Consider the following 24,666-nt stretch of genomic DNA (forward strand, 5'->3'; position numbering starts at 1 on the left):
ATGGATGCGCCGCGAGCGCGAGATAGGGGGCGGCGCGCCGCGCGGCAATGGCGGGCGTGGGCGCGGCGGATCCGGTGGTAGACTTTCCGACCGTCGGCAACGCGCTCGATGCTGAGGCAGCTTCGCTGGTGCAGGAAAGGTCGGTTCGGCCCGGCTGTCGGCTTGCTACATCGTGAAGCCAGGGGGGAGGAAGGCGTGCATCGGTCGCTCGGCCCCGGGGGTGCCCGCCACGATCCGTTCGGTGATCGCATACCCCAGCGGACTGAAGGCCAGCAGCATCGAGATCACGAAGGTGCCCGCATAAATGCCTGTTCCCCACCAATACGCCGGATGCACCCGGCCATGGCGGCGCTTGTCGGCCACCATCGCGATCGCCGGGAAGATCAAGGTAGCCAGGAACGACGCCGTCCAGCCATACGGGATCATCAATGGCATCGGCAGCAGGCGCCCCAGGCCCGGGCCCGTGAGCACCGCCACCGCGACCAGCATCAGTCGACGGTGCCAACCACTGTGGCGCCGGATCCTGAGCGACCACAAAGCCAGCCCGGCAAAGCACACCAGCAACGCCAGGTTGCTGATCAGAAATTCGTTGAGCGCGAAGAAGGGAGGCCCGCCGTGCACTCGGGCCGACCGTAGCATGATGATGCCTCCCGCGACGACCATCAGCGGGATCCAGACGTAAGCCACCTTGCCAAGACGGATATGCAGCGCGCGCCGTCCGCTCGCGATGGTGAAAGCCTGCGCCAGATACAGCGCTAGCCAGCCCATGAAGATCACCCCGTGACCATGCACCACGGGCGGTGCCGCGAACGATGAGCGGCCCATTGCGATGTTGAGTGAAAAGCCGGCGACGATCGTCGCGGCCATTACGCAAGCCATGATGAAAAAGAACCGCCGCTCGCGCGCCTCAGCGGTAAGCGGCGCTGCACCCGGCGCCAAAGTCGCCATCGCACAACTCCCTCAAGTTGCGTCCCCGGTTGCGGGGCATAGCAGACTTGCGGGCCCGAGAGAATTCAGTTTGCGGGCTGTTCGCCTTCGAACCGGACGCTGACCTTGGCGTTCTGGTATCCGGCAACCTGCAACGGGATGGCCAGGTTCTGGCGGATCGCATCCTTGGCGGCGTTGCGGGCCAGTCCCAGCACTTGCGGGTTCTTGGCAAACGTCGCCGCCTTGCGCTCCGCCTGCATCGAATTGTTGCGCGAAAGATTGCGCTGCGCGCCCGCCGTCACCCAGGTGCCTTCGGTAAACATTCGCGCTTGCGCCTCGTCCAGATTGGGGCGTGAAATGCGCAGCGGCGGCAGCACCACGTTGAGGGTTTCGCTGGCCGCGTCCCACGCAAATGCATCGCGGTCCATGTTACCGAGGTCGAGCCGGTAGGTGACCGTCGCCGGAATGATCGTCGCCTGCCGGCTCTTGAGCAGGTCGATGCCGAACACGCCTTGCGCGTTCTGGCTCTCGGCCACGATCTCGAACCGGCTGGAGAATACGTTGAGCGAGTTCTGCTTCTCGAACGCCAGCATCGCGCTGCCGACCGGGTCGCCTTCTTCATTATAAAAGAATGCCCGCCAGCTGAGCCAGGCCACCGCTGCGATCAACGCAACGACGATCAGCCACGGCACCGCCCGGATGCGGGCGAGCGACGGTTGGTGAGTTGCAGGCGCGGGTACGACGGGTTCGTCGCCGGAACGAGTGAGGGTGCTTACTGGGCTGTCCATGTATCGTCTGAACGGGCGACCATGCCGCGGCGTTCCAGATCGACGAGGTGCGCAGTCACGCTCATTTCCGCCGCCCCCACAAGGCGCGGGTCCAGCCCCTTGTACATCAACGGCACGAAATCGGCTGCGCGCATCGGACCTTCGTTGGTCAGCAGGCGGACGATCTGGTTCTCGCGCTGGCGGCGGTGGCCGATCATGCCGCGGACGAGCTGACGGGGATTGTCGATCTGCGGGCCATGGGCGGGGTAGTAGACCCGGTCTTGCCGCGCCTGGAGATGGTCCAGGCTGGTCATGTACTGGCCCATGTCGCCGTCCGGCGGAACCACGACGCTGGTTGACCAGCCCATCACATGATCGCCAGTGAACAACGCGGCCGATTCTTCCAGCGCGAAGCACAGGTGGTTGGAGGTGTGGCCGGGGGTATGCACCGCCCGCAGCGTCCAGTCGGGTCCGGTCATCGCCTCGCCGTGCTCCATCACGCGGTCGGGTGCATAGTCGCGGTCGAACGAGGCGTCGGCGCGGGGGCCGCTGTCGTCGAGCACCAGCGGCGCGCATCCGACGATCGGCGCGCCGGTCGCGGCGGCGAGAGGGCGGGATGCGGGCGAATGGTCGCGGTGCGTGTGAGTGCACATGATCGCCGCAACGCTCGCCTCACCGATCGCGGCGAGCAGCGCTGTGACATGCGCCGGATCGTCAGGGCCGGGATCGATCACCGCGATCCGCTCACCGGTGCCGACGAGGTACGTCTGCGTGCCGGTGTACGTATAGGGAGAGGGATTGGGCGCCAGAACTCGGCGCACAAGTGGTTCAACCTGCTCGGTCAGGCCGGTCGGCCAGGGTTTGGGGGGCGGTCCTGCCATGCGCTTGCATATGGAGCGCCGCATGCCGCATGTCACGCTTATGTCCGATCACGTCCTGGTTCTCGATTCCGGCACCACCTCAACGCGGGCGATCGCGTTCGACCGGGCGGGCCGGGTGGCGGAGGTCGCGCAGGCGCCGCTGACGCAGCACTATCCGCAGCCCGGCTGGGTAGAGCACGACGCGCAGGAGATCTGGCGCGCTACGCTGGCCTGCGCGCAGCAGGTGGCGGCCCGGATCGGAGCTGACCGAATCGCTGCCATCGGCATCACCAACCAGCGCGAGACGGTGGTCGCGTGGGACCGGCAGAGCGGGGAGCCGCTGGCCCGCGCGATCGTGTGGCAGGACCGGCGCACCGCCGACGTCTGCGCCGCCCTGCGCGAGCAGGGTCACGAAGATGCGGTCCAGCGGCGGACCGGGCTGCTGCTCGACCCCTATTTCTCGGCCACCAAGATGCGCTGGATGTTGGACCACGACGGGCAAGTGCGCAGCGCTGCCGAGGCGGGGCGGCTGGCGCTGGGGACGGTGGAAAGCTGGCTGGTGTGGAAGCTCTCGGGCGGTCTGCACGTCACTGACGCGGCCAACGCCAGCCGGACGTTGCTGTTGCCGCTCGACGGCGCGCAGTTCGACCAGGGGCTGTGCGACCTGTTCGGCGTCCCGCGCGGCGCCTTGCCGCAGGTCGTCGATACTCATGGCCAGGTGGCGGAGACCGCGCTCTTCGGGCGGCCGATCCCGATCACCGGGCTGGCTGGTGACCAGCAGGCTGCCACGGTCGGTCAAGGCTGCTTCGCGCATGGCGAAACCAAGGCGACATATGGCACCGGCGCGTTTGTTCTCACCAATATGGGGGAGAACGTTCCGCGATCGTCCCACCGCCTGCTCGGGACCGTGCTGATGCAGCACGGCGGGAGGCGCACTTACGCACTGGAAGGCTCGGTATTCGTCGCGGGCAGCCTGATCCAGTGGCTGCGCGACAGCCTGGGATTGATCAGCAGTGCGTCCGAAACGGAGGCGCTGGCGCGTTCGGTCGCGGATAGCGGCGGGGTGACGATCGTGCCGGCACTGGCCGGGCTGGGCGCGCCGCACTGGCGGGCGGACGCACGAGGAGTGATCGCCGGGCTGTCGTTCGCCAGCGGCAGGGCGCAGATCGCCCGCGCCGCGCTGGAGGCGATGGCCCACCAGACGCACGACCTCGCCCGCGCGTTCGCCGCTGATGGGGCGGCCTGGAAGCGGCTCAGGATCGATGGCGGGATGAGCGCCAACGACTGGATGGCGCAGGATCTGGCCGACATGCTCGATCTGACCGTCGAGCGGCCCGACATGGTGGAAACGACCGCGCTGGGCGCAGGCGTGCTCGCGGCAACCGGTGCGGGGCTGTTCGGTTCGCTGGACGAAGCGGCCCAGGCCATGCGCGGCGCGGTGCGCGAGTTCACTCCGGCGATGGATCGATCGGTGCGCGGGGAGCGGCTGGAGCGGTGGGGCCGCGCGCTGGCCGCGATCTAGAGCGCCATACTCACAGCGATCCGAGCGCCCGGCCGAGCCGTTCGCGCTGCCCGAGCACCGCCGGCGCCACCACGAACCGTTCGCGCCAGGCGCTATCCAGCCGCGCGATGCGCCCGTGCAGCGCTTCGGTCTCGCGGATCAGCGCGCACGTCGCCGGCTCCAGCAGCGCGAGCTGGTCGGGATCGGCGGGACGGTCGGGCGGCAGCACGCCGTGGCGGCGGAGCTGGAAGTCCGACAGTTCGCCGGCGAAATACGCGCGGTGATTGAGCAGCCAGGCGAGCACGTGCATCATCCGGGTGGTGGTGCGCAGTCCCTCGCACGACAGGGCGATGCGGACCAGATCCTCCTGCTCGCACCGCCGCGGCGCCAGGTCAAACGCGGCGCGCACCTCGTCGGCAAGTACCAGCGCCTCGCAATAAAGCGCCTCGATGATGGGTCGGCTGAGGTCGGCGGGAACAGTCATTGCCAACCCCCGCTACGCCTCGCGACTCGGCGCCGCCACAACGCTAACCTAACAATCCCGCGCCAATTTCAGTCCGTGCCGGGATGGGACAGTTTTACCCGGGATTCACTTTACCCCGTTCCTCAGGCGATGATGTCGGGCAGCAGCTGGTCCTCCACAACCGCGATCTGATCCTTGAGGCGCAGCTTGCGTTTCTTCAGCCGCGCGATCTGCAACTGATCGGTCGATCCGGTGCCGCTGAGCGCATCGATCGCGGCGTCGAGGTCGCGATGTTCGGTGCGCAATGCAGCCAGCAGCTTGGTCAGTTCCTGTTCGGTCAACCGTCCCTCGTCCCTCACCCGCGCGATGCGTCATCGGCTCATCGCGCGATAATCGGCGGCTCGTCGATTAGGCGACTGGCAGGTCTTCGCAAGGCCTCATTCGTGTGGTCCTATCCTCTCAGCGCGGCTGGTGCCTGCGCGGGCACGAGTCGCCTTGAAGAAGGTCCGCCCCCCCTTGCAGGGGTGTGGTCCGCAACCAGGAGAACACGCATGCTGTCTTCGTCCCATTCCACTGCACTCCAGTCCAAGCACGCCGGCATCGAAGCCCGGCTGCGCGAAGAAATGGGCCGGCCTTCGCCGGACGCAGGGACGATCCAGCAACTGAAGCGCGCCAAGCTCCGGATCAAGCAGGAGCTTACCGCTCTCTGACCCCGCGCCGACAGACGATCTCAGATTAGCGGCTGAAGCTGCGGGAGGGGATGGCGCGCGCCGGCTGCCAGCGAGTGGGCGGCCGCGCGCGCCATTTTTCCCGCGTGGCACTCCCGCAGGCGCTTGAGTGGTCATCGCGGCGGCCGGGGCGCGCGGTCGCGTTCAGTGATCGTCGGGTATGAACCGAGCTTTGGCCGCGCGATGGCCGTTTCCCTTGGGCGTCCGGATAGGCTAGGCCCGGACACGCATGTCAGCCGCCGCCGCCGCCCGCCAGATCCTCACCCAGTTGCACGAGGTCATGGCATCGCGCCTGCACCCGCAGGCCAAGCTCGACCGCGTCGTCGAAGTGATCGGCGAAGTCCTCGATAGCGAGGTCTGCTCGATCTATCTGCTGCGCGAAGGGATGCTGGAACTGTTCGCCACTCGCGGGCTGGAACAAAGCGCGGTGCACGTGACTCAGCTGGCGATCGGCGAAGGCCTGAACGGCATCATCGCCGAACGCAGCGAGACGCTGAACCTGGCCGAAGCGGCCGCGCACCCCGACTTCGCCTACCGGCCGGAAACCGGCGAAGAGAAATTCCATTCATTCGCCGGGGTGCCGATCGTCTATCGCGAACGGGCGATCGGCAGCTTGTGCGTGCAGCATGCCGATCCGCGCCGCTACGAAGACATCGAGATCGAGACCCTGCAGACGGTGGCGATGGTGCTGTCGGAACTGATCGCGCACGCTGGCCTGGTCGACGACGAGACCGCTGCCTTGGGCGCGGCGGCGAGCGGTCCGGTGATGCTCCAGGGACTGACGCTGGTCAAAGGGATCGCGGGCGGGTCCGCGGTCTATCACCAGCCGCGCGTCCATATCGACCATGTCGTGGCCGAGGATACCGAGGCGGAGCGCCAGCGGGTCTACCTCGCGTTCGACAAGATGCGCGACCAGATCGACACGATGGCGAGCCAGGCCGAATTCGGCGTGGGCGGCGAGCATGTCGATATCCTCCAGACCTACAAGATGTTCGCCTACGACGAAGGTTGGGGGCGCCGCATCAACGAGGCGATCGACGCCGGCCTGACCGCCGAGGCGGCAATCGAGCGGGTGCAGCAGCGCACCCGGATGCGGATGCGCGAGATCGACGATCCGCTGCTGGCGGACCGGATGCACGATCTGGAGGACCTGTCGAACCGGCTGCTGCGGATCGTCTCGGGCCAGCTTGGCACCGCGGCGACGCAAGGGCTGAAGCGGGATACCATCCTGATCGCCCGCAACCTGGGGCCGGCCGAGCTGCTGGAATACGACCGGCGCCGGCTGAAGGGCGTGATCCTGGAAGAAGGTTCGCTGACGGCGCACGTGGTGATCGTCGCGCGGGCGATGGGCGTGCCCGTGATCGGCCGGGTCCGGGGCTTGCGCGGGATCGTGCGCGAAGGTGACGAGATTCTGGTCGATGCGGACAAGGGCATTGCCCACGTCCGCCCCGTCCAGCAGACCGCAGACCTGTTTGCCGAACGCTTCGCGCAAAGTCGCCAGCGGCAGGCGGCCTATGCCGAGATGCGCGATATCGAGCCGTTCACTCGCGACGGCACGCGCATCCAGGTGATGATGAACGCCGGACTGCGCGACGACCTGGCGGCGCTGCCGCTGGTCGGCGCGGACGGGATCGGGCTGTTCCGCACCGAGTTCCAGTTCCTGGTGTCCGCCACGCTGCCGGCGCGCGAGCGGCAGACGCGCCTCTACCGCGACGTGCTGGAAGCTGCGGGCGAGAAGCCGGTGATCTTCCGCACCGTCGACATCGGCGGCGACAAGGCGGTGCCGTACCTCGATTCCGTCACCAGCGAGCATGACGAAAACCCGGCGATGGGCTGGCGTGCGTTGCGGCTGGCGCTCGAACGCGAAGGGCTGCTGAAGGCGCAGGCGCGCTCGCTGCTGGAAGCCGCCGCGGGCCGCAAGCTCTACGTCATGTTCCCGATGGTGTCGGAGCCGTGGGAGTTCGATGCGGCGAAGGCGGTGTTCGATGGGCAGCTCGCCTTTCTGAAGGCGCGCAAGAAGCCGCTGCCCGAGGCGATCCGTTATGGCGCGATGCTGGAAGTGCCGGCGCTGGCCGAAGTTCTCGACCAGTTGCTGCCCAAGGTCAGCTTCCTGTCGGTCGGCACCAACGACCTGACCCAATTCCTGTTCGCCGCCGACCGCGCCAACCCCAAGCTGGCGGAACGGTACGACTGGCTCAGCCCCGCGATCCTGCGCTTTCTGGCGCGGCTGACGCAAGGGACGGTGGGCAGCGGGGTAGACCTCGGCATCTGCGGCGAAATGGGCGGGCGCCGACTGGAAGCGCTGGCCCTGCTCGGCCTCGGTTTCCGCCGGTTCTCGATCACGCCGGTCGCGGTGGGCCCGATCAAGGAACTGATCCGCAAGGTCGACCTGCCCCAGATCGAGGAGACGATGAAACGGCTGCTCGCATCCCCCACCGCCAGCATCCGCGCCGAACTGCAGGCCTGGGCCGAGTCGAACGGGATCGACACCGACTGACTTCGCCGCGCGGGGGCGGCGCTTCGTCGTGCGCGATCAACAGTCTGGCAGTGGCCAACCTTGACATACCGCGGCTCTGCCGTCTCAAGAGGAGCGGGGGGCGTGGATCGATAGTTCGGGACGCCAGATGAACGAGGAAACAAGTCCGCCTGACGGACAGCTGCCGCTGCACGGCGTGGGCGATCGCCTGCGCATGGCGCGCGAGCAGCAAGGCCTGACCCTAGCGCAGCTGTCGGCCGAAACGCGCATCCCCGCGCGGCACCTGGCGCTGATCGAGAAGGGCGAGTTCGCCGGACTTCCCGCCAAGACCTATGCCACCGGCTTTGCCCGCACCTACGCGAAGGCGGTCGGCCTCGACCAGCGTGCGGTCGTCGAGGAAGTGCGCGCAGAGCTTGCCCGCAGCCACGGCGGTGACCGTTATCGCGCCGCCTCTTTCGAACCGGGAGACCCGGCGCGCATCCCATCGCGCGGGCTGGCGCTGTTCAGCCTGGCTGCGCTGATCCTGCTGCTGGTGGGCGGGGTGATGTTCTATAACCGAGTGCTGGCTCCGGGATCGGGACCGGGTTCGCTGCTGGAGGAAGAGCGGCTCGCCGCCCAGAACGCCAAGGCGAACCCGCCGGCTGCGGCTCGTCCAGGCGAGGGTGCCGCGCGTCCGGCAGGGCCGGTGGTGTTCACCGCGCTGGAGGACGGCGTGTGGGTCAAGTTCTATGACGGCACCGGCGCACAGCTGATGCAGAAGCAGATGGCGCGCGGCGAACGCTATACCGTGCCGGCCGAAGCGACCGGGCCACAGGTGTGGACCGGGCGGCCCGACGCGCTGGCGATTACCGTCGGCGGCAAGCCCGTGCCCAAGCTGGCTGAGAGCGAGGGCATCATCCGCGACGTGCCGGTGACGGCGCAGGCGCTCCTTGCACGGGGACAAGCGGCTGCGGCGGCGGCACCCGCGGCTGGACCGACCGGGACCTAGGCATTAACCATCCGGTTCATCGGCGGTTCGCCCACAGAAGGCGACACTGGTGCTCGGGACAAGATTTGGACGGGAAAGTATCGATGGGGATCAAGTTGAACCGCGCCTTCGCGGCGCCGTTGGCGATCGTGGCGCTGGGCCTGGGCGCGTTGCCGGCGTCTGCGCAGGATTCTTCGACCGATGCGCGGCTGCGTAAAGCGGAGACGGAGATTCGCGCATTGCAGCGCAAGGTGTTCCCGGGTTCGGACGGCAAGTATTTCGAACCGGAGATCACGGCCGCGCAACCGGCGGGCGCGGTCGCCGGGCGGCCCTCCACTACGGCGGTGACCGATATCCTCGCCCGGCTCGATGCGCTGGAAGGCCAGATCGCCCGGCTGACCTCGCAGACCGAAGAGAACACCAATGCCATCGCCCAGCTGGGCACCCGGCTGGGCGCGCTGGAAGTGACCAGCACGGCGGCGACTGCGGCCAATCCGCCGATCGCGGCAGTCAGCCAGCCCGCCGCCACCGTCATCACACCCGCCCAAAGGCCCGCTGCGGCCACGCCCCCGCCGGCGGCGGCGCCGACAGGGCCCACCGCGCAGCGCTTGGCGGCGGTGCAGGCGATCCCCAAGCCGCAAACCGACGATGCCGGCAAGGACGAGTACGATTACGGCTTCCGCCTGTGGGAGGCCAAGTTCTACCCCGAAGCGCAGCAGCAGCTGACGCTGTACGTCGAGAAGTATCCGCGCCACGCGCAGATCAGCTATGGCCGCAACTTGCTGGGCCGGGCCTACCTCGATGGCGGCAAGGCGGCGGAAGCGGCGCCCTGGTTTCTCAAGAACTACCAGTCCGACAAGCAGGGTGCGCGCGCACCCGACAGCCTGCTGTATCTTGCCGAAAGCATGATCGTGATGAAGGACACCAAGCGCGCCTGCATCGCGCTCGCGGAGTTCAGCGAGACCTATCCCGCGGTCGCCAGCGGCCGGCTGAAGAGCCAGTACGACGCCGATCGCCGCCAGGTTAAGTGCAATTGATACGGCGCTTTCGCCTGAGCTGATCGCACGTTTCGGGGCGGATTTTCGCCAGGTCTGGCGCGCCGGGGCCGACGCCTCGATGCCGTTCGGCGTGGCGGTGTCCGGGGGGGCGGACAGCCTCGCGCTGATGCTGCTGTGCCACGCCTTTCGTCCCGGGCAGTTCGAGGTGGCGACCGTCGATCACGGCTTGCGGGCTGACAGCGCCGCCGAGGCAGCGTTGGTGGCGAAACTTTGCGACCAGCTCGGAATCCGCCACGCGACCTTGCCGGTCGAGGTTTCCGGCGGAAATCTGCAGGACGCCGCGCGCACCGCGCGCTACGCCGCGCTCGGCCGCTGGGCACGCGACCGGGGCCTGGTGGCGCTCGCAACCGCGCACCACGGCGACGATCAGGCTGAAACGGTCGTCATGCGGCTCAATCGGGGGAGCGGGATTTCTGGTCTCAGCGGTATCCGCCCTATGACCAGTCACCCGGGGACGGGCATCGCGATTTTCCGTCCGCTGTTGAGCTGGTCCAAGGAAGAGTTGACCAAAATCGTGACCGGTGCCGGAATAAGCCCGGCGACGGACCCATCGAACGTGGACCCCCGTTTCGACCGGGCGCAGGTTCGCGCGGCATTGAAAGGGGCGGACTGGCTCAATCCGTTGGCGATCGCGCGCTCTGCGGCTTTGCTGCACGAAAGCGACCTGGCGCTCGGCTGGATCGCGGCGCAGGTCTGGGACCGCACGATCGCTTATGCTGACGAAGCGGTCGAGTGGCGGCCGCAGGATGAACCGCGTGCGGTGCGGTTGCGCATTCTCGCGCGGGCCATCGCCGAAGCGGGCGGCACTGGCTTCACCATGAGCGGGGTTGCCCGCCTGCACGACGCCATCATCAACCAGGACGTGCGCGGCGGTACGCTGGCAGGCGTGCAGCTTTCCGTTCGCAAGGGGACGTGGACTTTCCGCCGCGCGCCGCCCCGGGCGACTGTCGGCTAGACGATCGGGTCGCCCTGCTGCAGCATCTCGCCGCGGGTGACGATGACCTTGTCCCCCGGCTGCACGATGGCGAAGATTTTCGAGATGAACCCGTCGGGGCCCGAAATGCAGCCGTGGCTGGCATAGCCGTTCTCGATCGCGTGACCGCCGTGGATCGCGACCCCGTCGCTGGTCAGGAACATCGACCAGGGCATCGGCGCATTGTCGTATTTCTCCGATACATTATGCCGCTGCTTGCGCAGGATCGGAAAGGTGCCGAGCGGGGTGGGGTATTCGTCGGTCCCGAGCAGAACCGCCGCGGCGCCGATCTCGTACCCGCCCTTGAACACCGACAGCACGCGCGCGTCGAGATCGACGGTCATCACGATCGGGCCGTCGGGCACGTTCGCATCGTCCCAGTGCCATTCGCCGTACTTGATCGGGCCGTCGATCGGCAGGACGCGCTTGACCGTCAGGCGCTCCGCCCGTGCTGGCCGAGGCTGGGCCGGGCTCGTGAAAAAGCCGGACTGGTCCGCCGGGGCCGGTTGCGCGAGCGTTGTCGCCGACTCAGCCGGCGCGGCGGGCCGTTCCGGCGCGGTGAACTGACCCGTCGCAAACGCGGCGCCGGTAAAGCCCAGAACCACTGCGGCTGTCGCTCCGCCTAACCACCTGATCATCGCGTTCATGGAACAGGCTATGCGGCACGGCGGCAAGCGGTTCCACCGGCCGGCAGCCGGCGTCCCCCCGCGGGACAGCGACGTGGTAGAGGTTAACCGGCCTGACGGGTGACGCTGACCGTCTTGTCGCCGAATTGCGAAGCCCCGAAGCTGGTCAGGAAGCTGACGTCGGCAGCATCGCGCCCGATGCCGATCTTCACCACTTCTGCGGGATCGGCCATCTCGGTCGCATCGACGATGTACCAGGCACCGCCGCCGGGCGTGTGCGGGTCGGCCAGGAACACTTCGGCCAGCGCATGGAAGTCGGGCGGCTCCACCCCCGGTGCAAAGCACGAGACATAGCGCGCGGGAATGGTGGAGGCGCGCGCCAGCGTGATCAGTACGTGCGCGTAATCGCGGCAAATCCCCCGCCGCTCCACGAAGCTGTCGAGCGCGGTCGTGCTGGTGGTGCTGACCTGTTCGTAGGTGAAATGCTGGACCAGCCAGTCGTGGATCGCCTGCACCCGCGCGCCCCCGGACGTGCCGCCGAATTCGTCTTCCACGAACGGCTGGAACCGGTCGGCGGGGCAGTACCGCGAATCGAGCAGGTAATCGAGCGTCTCTCCGGGCAGGTCGTGGGGAGAGAGTTGTTCGAGGTCGGCGAGTTCGGGCACCAGCCGCTGCACGTCGACCACCGCCTGATAACTGACCTCGATCTTCCCTTCCGCCTGGAACAGCACGCGCTCCCCCACACCGTCATGCGCGGGCACCCGGGCGGCATCGGTCGGGGTCATCCGGGTGTTGGCCGAGATGATCTTCTGTTCGGGAATATCCGCCGCTTCGAACTGCAGGATAATGTCGGTGGGCTGGTCGAGCTGGAAGTCGAACCGGGCGTTGATGGCGATCGTCATGGTGGGCTCCAACGCGCAACGGCGGCGCGGGTTTCGCTCCCTCTGTCATTCGTCGCAGCCCCGCGCTAGTCGCATCGGCAAAGGAGACGCCGATGCCGGGTTTGTGGTTCGATGAATTGGCCGTGGGCCGGGTGTTCGATCACCCGATCCGCCGAACGGTGACGGAAACCGACAACCTGCTGTTCACGACGCTGAGCCACAATCCGGCCGCGCTGCATCTCGATGCAGAGTACATGAAAGACAGCGAATATGGCCGGGTGCTGGTCAATTCGTGCTTCACGCTGTCGCTGATGGTCGGCGTGTCGGTGGGGGACACCACGCTGGGCACCGCGGTCGCCAATCTCGGCTGGGACGAGGTGCGTTTTCCAGCGCCGGTGTTCATCGGCGATACGCTGCGGATCGAGACCGAGGTGCTGGAACTGCGCGAAAGCAAGTCGCGCCCCGAAGCCGGCATCGTCACCTTCGCGCACCGGGCGTTCAATCAGGACGGAGTTCTGGTGGCGACTTGCAAGCGGAGCGGTCTGCAGCGGCGGAAACCATCGTGAGCCGCGCTCTCCGATCGCTGCTGTTCATCCCTGGCGACAGCGACAGGAAGCTGGCCAAGGTTGCCGGCTGCGGCGCCGATGCGGTGATCCTGGATCTGGAAGACGCCGTGGCGCCGGCGAACAAGCTCATCGCTCGGGACAAAGTGGCGGAATTTCTCCGCGGGTTTGACCGCACGGCGGAAGGCGCGCCCGAACTCTGGGTGCGGATCAACCCGCTCGACAGCGGGCTTGCCGAGCGTGACCTGGCGGCGATCATCCCGGCACGCCCCGACGGTATCATGCAGCCCAAGCCCGATGGCCCGGATGACGTCGCCAAGGTTTCCAGCCTGCTCGATCACATGGAACTGGCGCACGGGATTACGCCCGGCTCCATCGGGATCATCCCCGTGGCCACCGAGACCGCGCTCGCGCCGTTCCGGCTGGGCGAGTACGCCACTGCCGGACTGACGCGGCTGCGCGGACTGACCTGGGGGGCGGAGGATCTGGCCGCAGCGCTGGGCGCGACCGGCAATCGCAGCGCGGATGGCGAGTGGCTGTTCACCTACCGCCTGGTCCGCTCGCTGACGCTGATGGCGGCCCATGCAGCGGGCGTGCCGGCGATCGAGACGCTGCATGCCGATTTCCGCGACGAGGCAGGGCTGCTTGCGTCGAGCCGGCAAGCCCGCGCCGAAGGGTTCTCTGGCCGCCTGGCGATCCACCCCGCGCAGGTTGAGCCGATAAACGACGGCTTCACCCCCAGTGCCGAGGAGGTGGCATTCGCCCGGCGCGTGCTCGCGGCGTTCGCGGCTGAGCCGGACGCGGGAACGGTGGGGATAGACGGCAAGATGTTCGACATCCCGCACCTCAAGTCCGCCCGCCGCACCCTGGCCGCCGCGGGCGAGGGGTGAGCGCCGCGTGTCGGTTGCACAAGGCCTGCTGCGGTTTGAGACCGGCGGACAAGGGCTGACCGACATCACCGGCGAGGTGGCCGGGTGGCTTGCCCAGTCGGGCATGCGCACGGGCGTACTGACCGTCTTCTGCCGCCACACCAGCGCCGGACTGCTGATCACCGAGAACGCCAGCGTGGCAGTGCAGCGCGATCTGTTGCGCTGGCTCGACCGGCTCGCGCCCGAAAGCACCGTTTACGAACATAATGACGAGGGACCGGACGATATGCCGGCGCACATCAAGACGCTGCTTACCGGCAGCGCGTTGACGATCCCGTTCTCCTCCAACCGGCTGCTGCTGGGCACCTGGCAGGGCATCTTTCTCGCCGAACACCGCGCGCGCGGCCACTCGCGTGAGGTGGTGCTGACGGCCATCGGCGAATGAGCGGCCGGCCTGCTTCCCTGGTCGGCGCAGTCGAGGCTGGCGGGACCAAATTCGTGCTGGCCGTAGCGGACAGGCGCGGTGCGATTCTGACGCACGCGCGGATACCCACCGGCCGGCCCGAGGAAACCTTGTCGCCGATGATGCAGTTCTTCCGCGCCGCCGCGCAGGAGCACGGGCCGATTGCCGCGTTCGGGGTGGGCACCTTCGGGCCGATTTCGCTCGATCGTCGCGCGCCCGACTGGGGGCGGTTCACCACCACTCCCAAGCCGGGCTGGGGCGGGGCGTCGCTGCCAGAGGCGCTGGCGGAGTTCGGCGTGCCGGTGGCGCTGGACACCGACGTCAACGCCGCGGCCCTGGGGGAGTGGCTGACGGGGGCCGGGCAGGGCGCGGAGACGCTCGCCTATACCACCGTGGGCACCGGGATCGGCGTGGGCGTGCTGAGGGGCGGAGAGCCGCTTGGCGGGATCACCCATTACGAAGGCGGTCACATCCGTCCGCGGCGGGTGGACGGCGATGACTTCCCAGGCGTCTGCGCGCGGCACCGCGACTGTGTCGAAGGCCTGGCCTCCGGTCCTGCGATCCAGGCGCGGTGGGGTGCCAGCCTCGATCGGCTGGGCGGGTTCGAGGTCGATCTGATCGCGCGCTACCTGGCGGAGTTCGCCACCTCGCTGGTGCTGCTGCACATGCCGGAGCGGCTGATCTTCGGCGGCGGGGTGTGCAAGACGCCCGGGCTGATCCCGGCGCTGCGGCGTCATACAGAGCGGTTGCTAAAAGGCTACGTCGTTCACCCGGCGTTCGATCCGGGGCTCGAGAGTTATATCGTCACGCCCGCGCTCGGCGACGATGCGGGTATTCGCGGCGCGATCGAGCTGGGACGGCGGATGCTGCGTTAGGCTGCGCGGGATCTTAAGCGAGGACGTCGTGCTCGCTTTGCAGGTGCAGCGGACCTTCGCCGTACAGGTACGCCGGATCGAAGTCGCCGAACTTTTCCAGGCGGGTCCGGTCGCGCACGACCACCAGCCCGCGGCGGAATTCCACCACCTCCTCGCGCCGCAGCTCCGACAGCGCGCGGTTCATGTGGATGGGGGTGGTCCCGCACATGTCGGCAAGATCGGTCTGGGTAAGCGGGGAACGGAAGCCGTTCGCCCGGCCGAGCCCGACCATCTCGAGCCGGCTCCAGATTTCCGAGAGCCGGTGCGCCACCCGGCGACTGGCCTTGAGCTGCTCCAGCTTCAGCGTCCATTGCCGGTGGATCGCCGCGTCCAGCAGGGTGGAGAACCAAAACAGGCGCGCCAGATGCGCCTCATTTTCCAGGATCAGGCCGATCCGTTCGTGCGTGACATAGCCGATTTTGGACGGGCCCACCGAGATCACGTCATGATCGAGCCGCTTGAGCGCGTACGCGTGCAGATCGACGAAATCCCCCGGAACATGGATGCCGACGATATGGCGCCGGTCCCCTTCGTAGATCGTCCGGAGCATGAACCCTTCGATCAGGATGGCGCTGCGGTGCGCTAATTCGCCGCGCGCCAGGATTCGATGCGGCCGGTCGTACTCGCCGAGCTCGCAAACCGAATCCTCGAGAAGCTGCTTGTCCGCCTCGCTCATGGCGTGACGCGACCGCCCCATGAGAAAGCGGCCCGTGAGCGGGTAACGTTGTGCCTCCTCCACCATGTCACCACTAGTGCCTGGAGTGGGGATTCGGTTCCGCGCAGACTTGAAAATTCTGCAACGAGCGCCGAGCGTAGGGCGTGTCCTGGTTGTTCTATCTCCTGGCGATCGGGTTTGTAGCCTGGCTGTGGCGGCGGGTTGTGATCCTAGAGCGGGAGGTCGCCCGCTTGCGCGACGGAGTGGCGGCGGTGCCTTCCACGCCGGCTTTCACACCCTCTCCGTCTGTGGATGCCGCACCCCGGCTGGGTCTGGAGCCAACGCCGCTGCCCGCTGCGCAGGCGCAGAAGCCTGTGCAGACGAGCCTGGGCAGCCGCGCAGGCGATGCGCTCGCCTGGCGGCCCAGCCTCGACCTGGAGGATCTGTTCGGACGCCGTCTGCCGATCTGGGCGGGCGGGGTGACGCTGGCAGTCGCGGGCTTCTTCCTGGTGCGCTGGTCGATCGACGCCGGATTGTTGACCCCCGCCGTGCGCGTGCTGCTGGCTGGGCTCTTCGGCGCGGCGCTGATCGCCGGAGCGGAGGTCGCCTATCGCTGGCGCGAGCGGGTGGCCGATCCACGCGTCGCCCAGACGCTCGCCGGCGCGGGGCTGGCGACGCTGTATGCGGCGTGCTATCTCGCAGGCAGCGCTTATGGCCTGATCGGATCGACCCTCGCGTTCCTGGGCCTGGCGGCGGTGACCGGGGCGGCGATCGCGCTGTCATATCGCTTCGGATTGCCCAGTGCGGTGCTGGGCCTGGTCGGCGGGTTCGCCGCCCCGGCGCTGGTTGGCAGCGACCAGGCCAATGTGCCGCTGCTGACGCTGTACCTTGCGCTCGTGACCGCCGGCCTGGCCTTGACCGGCAAGCGGCAGGACCGGGCGTGGCTGGGCGTGGCGGCCCTCGCCGGAGGGCTCGGCTGGGGTGCGCTGCTGATGGCGGGCGGCATCCGGCAGCCGCCCGATGCGGCGGTGCTGGGCGCCTATCTTGTGCTGCTGGGAGCCATCGTGCCGGGCCTTACCGGCGTCGCCGCCGCTCGGCCGCATTGGCTGGTGCGGGTGGGGGCGGCCGCGCTGGCGGCGCTGCAGCTCGCCTTTCTGGTGCAGCAGAGCGGGTTCGGGGCGCTCGAGTGGTCGCTGTATCTGCTGCTCGGCGGTGCCCTCGCGTGGTTCGGCTGGCGGCAACCGGCGATGCGCGAGGCCAACGCCGCCGCCGCCGGGGTCGGGGCGGCGTTGCTGCTCTTCTGGCCCACGCCGGACCCATGGGGCTTTGCGTTCGTCGCCGCAGCACTGGCGATTATCTTCGCCGGCGTCCCGCTCGCGCAAGTGGCCCGCGGACAGGGGCGGCCGCTGGACCTGGCGCAAGCGGCGCTGTTCGCGCTTGCCGTCGCGCTTGCGGTGCTGTGGCACTTCGGCACGGTCCTGCCGGACGATCCGCAGCCGCTGATTGCGCTCGTATCGCTATCGCTCGCGGGAATTGCCGCACTGGCGGTGGCTCTCGCACCGCGTTTGCCCGGGACGCAGGGCGGGCACGCGCTGCTGACGGCGCAGGCGGTCGCGGCATTGCTCGGCTTCGGCGCGCTGGCGCAGGTGCTGCCCCAGGACGCGCTCGCCTTTACGGGCGCGCTTGCCGCCGCGCTGCTGGCCTGGCGGCTGCCCGGTCTGCGGGGAGCGATCGCCACGCTGGCGCTGATTGCCCTCGGTTGGGCGCTCGCGCCGCTGTCGCAGTGGCTGCAGGTTGGCTGGATGGCGCTGGTCGGGGAGCCGATGCAGACCGGAGCGCTTCCCGCGCTGCGCGCGATGCTTCTGCATATCGTGCCGGCCGCGGCGGCCTGGGCCGCGTGGTGGGTGGTGCTACCGTCTGATAAGGCGGAACTGCGCAAGGGCATCGCCGCGATCGCAATCGGGCTCGCCGCGGTGGCCGGGCATGTGGTTTTCCGTCATGTTTTTGCGTCCGTGGCAGGGACCGATTTCGTCGCTACCGGAGTGGCCGAGCGCATGGTGTGGGAAGCGCTGCTGCTCGCTTCCGCATGGCTGGCCGCCCGGCGCGGGTGGCGCCGGGCCGCGGTGGGCCTCGCCGCGTCTGCGCTGACGCACTTCGCCTGGTTTTCCCTGACGCTGCATAATCCGCTGTGGAGCGCGCAGGCGGTCGGACCGCTGCCGCTCGCGAACGCGCTGCTGCCGGCTTACGCGGTGGGCTGCGCGGGGCTGCTGCTGCTCCGCCGCTGGCTGGGCGAAACGGCCTTCATGCGCTGGCTCGTCGATGCGGCGCTGATGATGGTGATCGCGCTGTTTGCGCTCAGCGAGCTGCGCCAGATGTTCGCCGGCTCGCTTATGGTGGCGACGCCGGTCAGTCCGACCGAGGACTTGCTGCGCTCGCTGCTTGGCATCGCGCTCGCCGCCGGATTCTTGGCGTGGGGCGCGCATACGCATGAGCGCAGCTGGCGCATCGGCAGCCTGGTATTGATGGTGATCGCGGTGCTGAAGGTGTTCCTGGTCGACGCGGCGGGTCTGGCAGGGCTGGCGCGGATTGCGTCGTTCATGGCGCTGGGGTTCAGCCTGATCGGCATCGGCTGGTTCTATTCGCGGCAACTTCGCGCCTCGCCGGCCGAAACGGCAGCGACGGCGGAAGCGTAACAAGCCCGTCACATCCGCGCGGCATTCCGGTTTTGCAAGGTGTCTTGCAGGGCCGGGGGCTGCACGCATGGACGTGGTCGAAATTCTCCTGAGCGATCCCGCGGCGGCGGTCATGGAGCCGTGGGTGGAGGGCGGCCGCACGTTCGCGTTCGCGTCGCTGGCGGGCGCGAGTGAAGTGGACGCCGGCAGGCGCCCGGTGTGGGCATTCGTCGACTGGGTCATGCCCGAGATGTCAGGCCTGGAAATGTGCCGCCGGCTACGGGCCGATGCCCGCACCGCAGCGGCACACATCACCATGATCCTTGAAGGCCACAGCAGCGAGGACAGCCGCCGGGCACTCGCCGCGGGGGCGGACGATTACATGGTCGGGCCGGCAGACCGGGACAAGGTGTTGGAGCGGGTGCTCGCGATCGATCCGCAGCTTCACCGGCGGCGCGGCGCGCAACAGGTGGTGGTCGGCGCGCTGACGATCGATCTCAACGCGTTGCAGGCCCGCTGGGCGGGGCGTCCGCTGACCCTGCCGCCCAACGAGTTTCGTCTGCTGCGCTTCCTCGCCGACAACCCCGACCGGGTGCTCACCCGTCCGGAACTGATCGAAGGGCTCGGCAAGCACGATCCGCCGCTGGATGCGCGCACGGTAGACGTCTGGATCGGTCGCCTGCGCCGGGCATTCCGCGCGGCGGGTGCGGGCAATCCGCTGCGAACCGTGCGATCTGCCGGGTATGTGTTTGACACGCCCTGATCGCCGCGCGTGCGCAGGCGATCAGGGCGCGGCGGACTAAAGCTTCACCCCGATGGAGAACGCCAGCGTGGTGCCCACATCATAGCTGTTGATGTCGATCCGCCGGTCGCCGAACTCCTGGAATTCACGGTGCCCGCGGCCCAGGATGTTCCGCGCTTCGAACTTGGCTTCGATCTCGGTCCCGAACACGTCCACGCCTTCACGCCACACGAAATCGAGCTGCATGCCGGGGCTCTCGATCACATCCGGTTGTGGCGGCGTACCATTAAGCCCACGGCTGACCACCCGGTCGCTGGCATAACTCAGCAGGATCGTCTGCTGAGACAGGCGGTCAGTGTCTTCCAGACCAAGCTGCAGGTTGACGATGTGGTCCGACTGCCCCGTCAGCGGCGCGCCGTTGCGGAAGTAGCTGGCTGCGTCCGATGCCGCCGCACCGAACACCGCGACGGTATCGTCGGCGCTGACCTTCAGCTTGGACTGGCTGAACGTGTAGTTGGCGATCGTCACCAGCCGGCGCGGAGCGAAGAACCCGCCGCCGAGCCCGTCCAGCGGCCAGTACTTCACTGCCTCAAGCTCTCCGCCGTATAGCTGCGCCTCAGGCGCGTTGGCGTACGAGGTCGTGAAGTCGCCGCTGAAGTTCACCACATAGGCTTCGATCGGACGGTCGATCTTCTTGTAGAACGCGGATGCGGAAATCCGCTGCTCGGGCGCGAAGTAGTATTCGAGCCGGGCTTCGGCGTTGAACAACTGGCTGTCGACCAGCAGCGGGTTGCCGCGGTACGACCGGTTGTCGTCGGGATCGTAATACGGCTGGGCGATCAGCTCGCGGAACTGCGGGCGGGCGATGGTCTTGGATGCGTTGAGCCGCGCCTGCATCCCATCCGCCAGGTCGAAGGTCAGCGTCGCCGCGGGCAGCCAGTTCCCGCGCTTCAACTCCGTGCCCGCGACCGACGGCGGGACGGAGGCGAACACCGCTAGCGGCCTGGTGAACTGAACCGCATCCTCGTATCGGACGCCCGCGTCGAGCGAGACCGGGCCGAAGGCGGTGTTCCCCTTGAGATAGGCGGCCTTGATCTCCAGCCCGGCATCGAATGCAGGCGTGCCTGGATCGGATTCGATCAGCGTCAGCCCGCCCGCGCCGGGTGTGTTGGCCGCGACGAACTTGGGATCGGTCAGCGTCGCGATCAGGTCGTCGATCCGTTGCAGGCCGAAGGCGCTGATCACGTCGCTGTTGCCGCGGAAGTTGTTGGGGGCCAGGAACAGGAATGCGCGGCGCGTGCTGGTGCGCAGCGTGTCGCTGTAAGCGGCGCCCGTCGTGAGCGAAAAACCGTCCAGGGCACGCCAGGTGATGTCGCCGCTGGCGGCATACAGGTCTTCGCTGAGGTTGGAGAAAGTCACCTCGCCATCGCCGCCGTTGCCGTTGTTGAGGCGGTTGACGAACTGGCCGGCGAAGGGGCCGCTGTTTGAACGGACGTACTCGAAGAACAGATCGGACGGCGCGTCGCGTTTGGTGTTCGCGTACGCTGCCCTGAGGTCGATCGCGAGACGGTCGCTCGGCTTGAGTTCGGCTACTACCTGGCTGTCGAACAACTGGCGTTCGAACCACGATGTCCGCTGACCCATGAAGTCGGTGTCGGCGCCGCTCTGCGCAGGCTTCTGACCCAGCGACAGCGCGGCTTTCTTGACGGTGTCGTGGATGTAGACGTTGGTCCAGCGCAGCTTGCTGTCGCCCGCTTCGAACCCGAAGCCGAGCAGTCCGTTGACCAGGATCCGCTGGTCAGTGTTGACCGTGCGGAAATCCCGCTCGATCGAGGTCAGGTCGAAGCTGGACGAGCGCTGCTGCGTGATGTCGCGCGTCAGCCACTTGTTGCTGTAGCCGGCAGCGGCGATCACGCCCAGATCGGCATCGCCCACCGGAAAGGTCTTGCCCGCTGACAACGAGGCCGAGAAGTTGGGCATCGTGTTCCTGTCGCGCTGGATCACGGCGTTACGCGCGGTGACGAGCTGGCGCGCGATCGCGGTGGTGTCGACCGGATCGGTGCCGATCAGCGCGCGGCTGTCGAAATAATCCTGCAGCAGCGGGGGAACGTCCCGGTTGCCGTTGTCGTACCCGGTCCAGTCGCTGCTGCTGCCGTAATATGTGTAGCCGGTGTTGAAGGTCGTCTCGGTATCGCCCGACACTCCGAAGCCGAGCGACAGGAACGGTTCGTTCGGCGTGGACCTGGTGGTGAGGTTGATCACGCCGCCGCCGAACTCGCCGGGGTAGTTGACCGAGTAGCTTTTCTGCACGAGCGACGAGGCGATCACGCCGGTAGGGAACAGGTCCAGCGGCACCACCCGCTTCAACGGCTCGGGGCTCGGCAGGGGCGAGCCATTGAGCAGCGCCAGGCTATAGCGGTCACCCAGACCGCGCACATAGACAAACCCGCTGCCGACCACGCTGAGTCCGGTGACGCGGCCGAGGGCGCCGGCAATGTTGCCTTCACCGGTGCGCGCGATTTCGGCGGTGCCGAGCACCGACACGACCTGCGCCGACGTGCGCGCGACGTTGCTCTCGCGCCGCCCGGACACGACAATTTCGCCGCTACCGCCGGGGATCGAGACCTCGACATCCTCTGCCGCTGCCGCGACCGCGGGTTCGGCTACGGCATCGCCAGTGGGCGGGGTCACCGCAGTGCCCATGTCGGTTACGGATTGCGCATGGACGGTACCGGGCGCGACCAGCGCACTGGTCAGAAGCAGCGCGCTCGCCAGCCTCAGATTGGTGGACATCTCGTTTCCCCTGGAAGGTCGATACGAAGAGGGGGCAGCGCCCCAAGCGGCGGCTGCCCCCTCAAGTTCGGGTTGCCGCCGCTTACGTGGTCGGCAGCGAGGTGCAGGCGCTTGCTCCGCCGAGCGGGGCGAACGCGCTGTTGCAGGTCCAGCCGGCGTACCAGGCCGTGTTGCCCGGGAACGCCGCGCCGATCTTGTACGGGGTGGGCGAGGCGGTGAAGAAGCCGGCCGGGATCACGGTGCCGGTCGACAGGCCGCTGGGGTCGGTCGGGTTGACCGCGTTTTCGTTGGCGCCGTTCACGAAGGTCATCGTCAGCGAGTTGACGAACGCTTCGTTGTTCGATGCATCCCCGGTGATGAACCCGCGCACCTGGGCGGCGGTGAACGGTGCGGAGCCCGACCCGTCGCCGATGAACTTGGCGTTTCCGGTACCCGAGCACTGGAGCGCGACCGAGCGGGCAGTCAGCGTCGCGCGGTTGGCGGCATCGGTGTTCGACGTCATCCGGATGCACTCGTTGTTCGGCGAGATGATCAGGCCGTTGTAGAGCGTGACGTCGGCGTTGCCGCGGAACAGCGCGGAAGCCCGGTCTCCGGTCGTGTTGTTCTGGTTGCTCGCCAGCGGCTGGATGGCGGTGAAGTTGACCACCTTGAGGTTGGAGCGCGGCTGATCGAGCTCGTTGCCGTTGGAATCGATCTCCATCAGCGCGTCGCCTTCGCCGGGACGCTGGATCAGCAGCGCATGCTGCAGGCTGACCCGCGCGCCGGTATCCACATCCAGGCTGTCGTCGTCCGCGCCGGTGGCGACATAGTGCTTCATGCGGACCACGCCGCCGAACAGTTCGGAACCGTCGTCCGAGCTGTTGTGCGACTGGATGTGATCGAGCGTGGTGCCCGAACCGATCGCGCTGGTGGTCAGCGCCTGCAGCTCCTTGTCAGCGCTGAGCACGAAACCGGAATAGCGGATCTGGACGTAGCTCATCGTGCCGGAACTGTCGGCGTCGTTGTTGCCGCCATAAGACGCCTTGTTGACCGCGCCTTCGGTGTCGCGCTCGCAGTTGCCCGCAGCGACCGAGCCCGTGACGCAGTCGGTCACCCGGCCGCGGCCAAGCAGCACGACGCCGCCCCACTGGCCGATCGAATTGTCGGTGTTGAGCCCGGCGACATTGTCCTGGCTGGTGAAGATGATCGGCGCGGTGGCGGTGCCGACCGCGTTGATCTTGTTGCCGCGGTTGACCGCCAGCCAGGACTGGCCGGTCCGGGCGTAGAAGATCACGCCCGGCTCGACCGTGAGCGTCACGTTGGTGTCGGCGGTCAGCGGCGCGGTGCAGCCGACGGTGGTGGAGGTGTAGGGTGCGGCGGCGGAGGGTGCGCTGAAGCCACCATCGCAGCCGACATCGACGCGGCCGTTCATCGCGTAGAGCAGGCCCGAGATGCGGGGCAGGGTCACGCTGCGGGCGATGCGGCTGGGCAGTTCGCACACGCGGTAGCTGCCGGTGGGGCCGCTGATCGTGCCGCGATCAGTCAGGCCGACGGTGCCGTCGTTAGTCAGCGTCGGGCAGGCGCCGGCCGGGGTGATCGTCGCGCTGGTCGGCGGCGGCGGCGGTGGGGGAGGCGCGGGGTTATTGATGACGACGTCGACACCGCCGGTCGTGCCGGGTGAGGAAATGTCATCCGGACCGCACCCGGTCAGAATTGCCAGGCCGCAGCCAAGCACGATGGTCCGCTGAATGGTATTCACGTGAACGTCCCCCTCATAAGCCGAAGAATCGATTGCGTTGAACGCAGGTCGCAAGAGGAGCGCTAGGGGCCGTACGTGACAGTTTATTTTCAAAAGCCGGCTTATCGAAACGTGACTTAACTATGACGGTTGCGTGTCTTGTTCGTCATACTTCGAGGACGCTCAACGATGCGCACCCTACAACGTGAGCTTCTCTCATCGGCTTCACGAGCCTGTCACCGCATTGTCACTTAGTGTATGCAGAGGGTCCGGGACGGAGGGCTCGCGATGATTCTCGGCAGACTATGCGGCATGGCTATGGTTGCGCTCGCCTGCGCACCGGTCGCCGCACGCGCTGATGTGCTGGAGATCGGACCGAACGGCGCGCAATGGATCGCCGGAGCGCTCGCGGCGTCCCCCCAGGTGCCCGACAGCGCCGTGGAACAAGTCGAACTGTCGGCGGACTTCCCGGTGCCGCAGCATGCTATCGCCGATGCCGCCCGGCAGGCGGGAGTGGTGCCGTCGCTTTATGCCGCAAAGGTGGGCGAGCTTGCGCGCCGGTTCGATCTCAGTCCGACCCTGATCGAGGCGCTCGTCTGGCAGGAAAGCCGCTGGCGCGCGAACGCGGTGTCGCCGGTGGGCGCGCGCGGACTTGCCCAGCTCATGCCCGGGACCGCGCGTTATCTGGGGGTCGATGCCAACGATCCGTTCGCCAATCTGGAAGGCGGCGCGCGGTATCTGCGGGAACAGCTCGACCGGTTCGGTGGCGATATCGAAAAGGCGCTCGCCGCCTACAACGCGGGACCTGGCCGGGTGATCGCCGCCGGGGGCATTCCCCGAATCCGCGAAACGCAAGGCTACGTCGCTTCGATCATGGGGCGCCTGTCCAACCACTCCCGGCCCATCCATTCACGCCCTTCCTCATCACGAGAGCCGAACTAGACCATGCTGCGTTTGACCCGCCTCCTGCCCATTGCCCTGTTGATGAGCCCCACCGCCGCGTTCGCGCAAGCCGCCGATCCACAAGGGTCGGGGCCGATCGTCGCCGCGC

Annotated in this window: 23 protein-coding genes; 13 read left to right on the forward strand and 10 right to left on the reverse strand. The window is 67.7% G+C overall.

Translation table 11 applies throughout. From position 1 onward, the window contains the following. Nucleotides 1-165 precede the first annotated feature (165 nt). From E0504_RS02415 to E0504_RS02425, 3 genes are all read right to left on the reverse strand, one after another. Nucleotides 166-948 carry a hypothetical protein gene (locus E0504_RS02415; protein ID WP_131621515.1) on the reverse strand — a complete coding sequence of 261 codons (783 nt, stop codon included), beginning with the start codon at nucleotides 946-948 and terminating at the stop codon, nucleotides 166-168. A gap of 65 nt (nucleotides 949-1,013) precedes the next feature. Continuing rightward, the gene (locus E0504_RS02420) at nucleotides 1,014-1,619 is read right to left on the reverse strand and encodes a DUF4230 domain-containing protein (RefSeq protein ID WP_207912104.1); all 606 of its coding nucleotides are present in this window, start codon (nucleotides 1,617-1,619) and stop codon (nucleotides 1,014-1,016) included. Between the two features lie 80 nt (nucleotides 1,620-1,699). Beyond that, nucleotides 1,700-2,575 (reverse strand): MBL fold metallo-hydrolase, encoded by an 876-nt coding sequence (locus E0504_RS02425; RefSeq protein ID WP_131621519.1) that lies wholly within the window; start codon nucleotides 2,573-2,575, stop codon nucleotides 1,700-1,702. 40 nt (nucleotides 2,576-2,615) lie between these two features. Here E0504_RS02425 and glpK point away from each other — a divergent pair, with 40 nt between their 5' ends. Further along, nucleotides 2,616-4,076 carry a glycerol kinase GlpK gene (gene glpK, locus E0504_RS02430; RefSeq protein ID WP_131621657.1) on the forward strand — a complete coding sequence of 487 codons (1,461 nt, stop codon included), beginning with the start codon at nucleotides 2,616-2,618 and terminating at the stop codon, nucleotides 4,074-4,076. A gap of 10 nt (nucleotides 4,077-4,086) precedes the next feature. On the opposite strand, the gene E0504_RS02435 is transcribed toward glpK, so the two are convergent. Together E0504_RS02435 and E0504_RS02440 are read right to left on the reverse strand one after the other, a co-directional pair. Next, nucleotides 4,087-4,539, reverse strand: a complete 453-nt coding sequence (locus E0504_RS02435; protein ID WP_131621521.1) for a DUF1465 family protein — start codon at nucleotides 4,537-4,539, stop codon at nucleotides 4,087-4,089. A gap of 122 nt (nucleotides 4,540-4,661) precedes the next feature. After that, the gene (locus tag E0504_RS02440; protein ID WP_131621523.1) at nucleotides 4,662-4,859 is read right to left on the reverse strand and encodes a YdcH family protein; all 198 of its coding nucleotides are present in this window, start codon (nucleotides 4,857-4,859) and stop codon (nucleotides 4,662-4,664) included. Nucleotides 4,860-5,069: 210 nt separating this feature from the next. Here E0504_RS02440 and E0504_RS02445 point away from each other — a divergent pair, with 210 nt between their 5' ends. The 5 genes from E0504_RS02445 (at nucleotide 5,070) to tilS (ending at nucleotide 10,702) form a co-directional block, all read left to right on the forward strand. Beyond that, the gene (locus E0504_RS02445) at nucleotides 5,070-5,228 is read left to right on the forward strand and encodes a YdcH family protein (protein ID WP_207912107.1); all 159 of its coding nucleotides are present in this window, start codon (nucleotides 5,070-5,072) and stop codon (nucleotides 5,226-5,228) included. Nucleotides 5,229-5,475: 247 nt separating this feature from the next. After that, the gene (gene ptsP, locus E0504_RS02450) at nucleotides 5,476-7,743 is read left to right on the forward strand and encodes a phosphoenolpyruvate--protein phosphotransferase (protein WP_131621525.1); all 2,268 of its coding nucleotides are present in this window, start codon (nucleotides 5,476-5,478) and stop codon (nucleotides 7,741-7,743) included. Between the two features lie 127 nt (nucleotides 7,744-7,870). Further along, entirely contained in the window at nucleotides 7,871-8,710 is an 840-nt protein-coding gene (locus tag E0504_RS02455; RefSeq protein ID WP_131621527.1) for a helix-turn-helix domain-containing protein, read from the forward strand. Between the two features lie 83 nt (nucleotides 8,711-8,793). Next, nucleotides 8,794-9,726, forward strand: coding sequence for a tol-pal system YbgF family protein (locus E0504_RS02460; protein ID WP_131621529.1), 933 nt, complete (start codon nucleotides 8,794-8,796; stop codon nucleotides 9,724-9,726). A 79-nt stretch (nucleotides 9,727-9,805) separates the two neighbouring features. Next, nucleotides 9,806-10,702 carry a tRNA lysidine(34) synthetase TilS gene (gene tilS, locus E0504_RS02465; RefSeq protein WP_131621531.1) on the forward strand — a complete coding sequence of 299 codons (897 nt, stop codon included), beginning with the start codon at nucleotides 9,806-9,808 and terminating at the stop codon, nucleotides 10,700-10,702. Here the strand turns inward: tilS and E0504_RS02470 are convergent. Next, on the reverse strand, nucleotides 10,699-11,367 hold the full coding sequence (locus E0504_RS02470) for a L,D-transpeptidase family protein (protein ID WP_131621533.1): 669 nt from the start codon (nucleotides 11,365-11,367) through the stop codon (nucleotides 10,699-10,701). The genes tilS and E0504_RS02470 overlap by 4 nt on opposite strands. Before the next feature lie 83 nt (nucleotides 11,368-11,450). Then, entirely contained in the window at nucleotides 11,451-12,248 is a 798-nt protein-coding gene (locus E0504_RS02475) for a transglutaminase family protein (RefSeq protein ID WP_131621535.1), read from the reverse strand. A gap of 92 nt (nucleotides 12,249-12,340) precedes the next feature. Between E0504_RS02475 and E0504_RS02480 the strand changes: the two genes are divergently transcribed. Genes E0504_RS02480 through E0504_RS02495 form a run of 4 tightly spaced genes read left to right on the forward strand, consistent with a single transcriptional unit; the run spans nucleotide 12,341 to nucleotide 14,997 of the window. Beyond that, the gene (locus E0504_RS02480) at nucleotides 12,341-12,793 is read left to right on the forward strand and encodes a MaoC family dehydratase (RefSeq protein WP_131621542.1); all 453 of its coding nucleotides are present in this window, start codon (nucleotides 12,341-12,343) and stop codon (nucleotides 12,791-12,793) included. Then, nucleotides 12,790-13,680 (forward strand): CoA ester lyase, encoded by an 891-nt coding sequence (locus tag E0504_RS02485; RefSeq protein WP_207912108.1) that lies wholly within the window; start codon nucleotides 12,790-12,792, stop codon nucleotides 13,678-13,680. The genes E0504_RS02480 and E0504_RS02485 overlap by 4 nt, the downstream gene beginning before the upstream one ends. A 7-nt stretch (nucleotides 13,681-13,687) precedes the next feature. Beyond that, entirely contained in the window at nucleotides 13,688-14,104 is a 417-nt protein-coding gene (locus tag E0504_RS02490; protein WP_131621544.1) for a secondary thiamine-phosphate synthase enzyme YjbQ, read from the forward strand. Beyond that, on the forward strand, nucleotides 14,101-14,997 hold the full coding sequence (locus tag E0504_RS02495) for an ROK family protein (RefSeq protein ID WP_131621546.1): 897 nt from the start codon (nucleotides 14,101-14,103) through the stop codon (nucleotides 14,995-14,997). The genes E0504_RS02490 and E0504_RS02495 overlap by 4 nt, the downstream gene beginning before the upstream one ends. Before the next feature lie 13 nt (nucleotides 14,998-15,010). Here the strand turns inward: E0504_RS02495 and E0504_RS02500 are convergent, their stop codons facing one another. Beyond that, a complete protein-coding gene (locus E0504_RS02500) occupies nucleotides 15,011-15,712 on the reverse strand; it encodes a Crp/Fnr family transcriptional regulator (protein ID WP_207912109.1) in 702 nt (233 codons plus the stop codon). 143 nt (nucleotides 15,713-15,855) lie between these two features. On the opposite strand from E0504_RS02500, the gene E0504_RS02505 reads away from it, so the two are divergent. Both E0504_RS02505 and E0504_RS02510 read left to right on the forward strand, forming a co-directional pair. Further along, nucleotides 15,856-18,384 (forward strand): DUF2339 domain-containing protein, encoded by a 2,529-nt coding sequence (locus E0504_RS02505; protein ID WP_131621550.1) that lies wholly within the window; start codon nucleotides 15,856-15,858, stop codon nucleotides 18,382-18,384. Nucleotides 18,385-18,508: 124 nt separating this feature from the next. Continuing rightward, on the forward strand, nucleotides 18,509-19,126 hold the full coding sequence (locus E0504_RS02510) for a response regulator transcription factor (protein ID WP_207912110.1): 618 nt from the start codon (nucleotides 18,509-18,511) through the stop codon (nucleotides 19,124-19,126). A 36-nt stretch (nucleotides 19,127-19,162) separates the two neighbouring features. Here E0504_RS02510 and E0504_RS02515 read toward each other — a convergent pair whose 3' ends face one another. Together E0504_RS02515 and E0504_RS02520 are read right to left on the reverse strand one after the other, a co-directional pair. Continuing rightward, nucleotides 19,163-21,898, reverse strand: a complete 2,736-nt coding sequence (locus E0504_RS02515; protein ID WP_131621554.1) for a TonB-dependent receptor domain-containing protein — start codon at nucleotides 21,896-21,898, stop codon at nucleotides 19,163-19,165. Nucleotides 21,899-21,980: 82 nt separating this feature from the next. Then, nucleotides 21,981-23,636, reverse strand: a complete 1,656-nt coding sequence (locus E0504_RS02520; protein ID WP_131621556.1) for a hypothetical protein — start codon at nucleotides 23,634-23,636, stop codon at nucleotides 21,981-21,983. Nucleotides 23,637-23,903: 267 nt separating this feature from the next. Here E0504_RS02520 and E0504_RS02525 point away from each other — a divergent pair, with 267 nt between their 5' ends. Continuing rightward, a complete protein-coding gene (locus E0504_RS02525; RefSeq protein ID WP_207912111.1) occupies nucleotides 23,904-24,557 on the forward strand; it encodes a lytic transglycosylase domain-containing protein in 654 nt (217 codons plus the stop codon). Nucleotides 24,558-24,666: the final 109 nt, after the last annotated feature.

This window comes from Parafrankia sp. BMG5.11 (genome assembly GCF_004337455.1).

Excerpts from the sequence above, each read along its gene's own strand:
- E0504_RS02415 (WP_131621515.1), bottom strand. The coding sequence starts at position 948 with ATGGCGACTTTGGCGCCGGGTGCAGCGCCGCTTACCGCTGAGGCGCGC.
- E0504_RS02425 (WP_131621519.1), bottom strand. The coding sequence starts at position 2,575 with ATGGCAGGACCGCCCCCCAAACCCTGGCCGACCGGCCTGACCGAGCAG.
- glpK (WP_131621657.1), top strand. The coding sequence starts at position 2,616 with ATGTCCGATCACGTCCTGGTTCTCGATTCCGGCACCACCTCAACGCGG.
- E0504_RS02435 (WP_131621521.1), bottom strand. The coding sequence starts at position 4,539 with ATGACTGTTCCCGCCGACCTCAGCCGACCCATCATCGAGGCGCTTTAT.
- E0504_RS02445 (WP_207912107.1), top strand. The coding sequence starts at position 5,070 with ATGCTGTCTTCGTCCCATTCCACTGCACTCCAGTCCAAGCACGCCGGC.
- ptsP (WP_131621525.1), top strand. The coding sequence starts at position 5,476 with ATGTCAGCCGCCGCCGCCGCCCGCCAGATCCTCACCCAGTTGCACGAG.
- E0504_RS02455 (WP_131621527.1), top strand. The coding sequence starts at position 7,871 with ATGAACGAGGAAACAAGTCCGCCTGACGGACAGCTGCCGCTGCACGGC.
- E0504_RS02460 (WP_131621529.1), top strand. The coding sequence starts at position 8,794 with ATGGGGATCAAGTTGAACCGCGCCTTCGCGGCGCCGTTGGCGATCGTG.
- tilS (WP_131621531.1), top strand. The coding sequence starts at position 9,806 with ATGCCGTTCGGCGTGGCGGTGTCCGGGGGGGCGGACAGCCTCGCGCTG.
- E0504_RS02470 (WP_131621533.1), bottom strand. The coding sequence starts at position 11,367 with ATGAACGCGATGATCAGGTGGTTAGGCGGAGCGACAGCCGCAGTGGTT.
- E0504_RS02475 (WP_131621535.1), bottom strand. The coding sequence starts at position 12,248 with ATGACGATCGCCATCAACGCCCGGTTCGACTTCCAGCTCGACCAGCCC.
- E0504_RS02480 (WP_131621542.1), top strand. The coding sequence starts at position 12,341 with ATGCCGGGTTTGTGGTTCGATGAATTGGCCGTGGGCCGGGTGTTCGAT.
- E0504_RS02495 (WP_131621546.1), top strand. The coding sequence starts at position 14,101 with ATGAGCGGCCGGCCTGCTTCCCTGGTCGGCGCAGTCGAGGCTGGCGGG.
- E0504_RS02500 (WP_207912109.1), bottom strand. The coding sequence starts at position 15,712 with ATGAGCGAGGCGGACAAGCAGCTTCTCGAGGATTCGGTTTGCGAGCTC.
- E0504_RS02515 (WP_131621554.1), bottom strand. The coding sequence starts at position 21,898 with ATGTCCACCAATCTGAGGCTGGCGAGCGCGCTGCTTCTGACCAGTGCG.
- E0504_RS02525 (WP_207912111.1), top strand. The coding sequence starts at position 23,904 with ATGATTCTCGGCAGACTATGCGGCATGGCTATGGTTGCGCTCGCCTGC.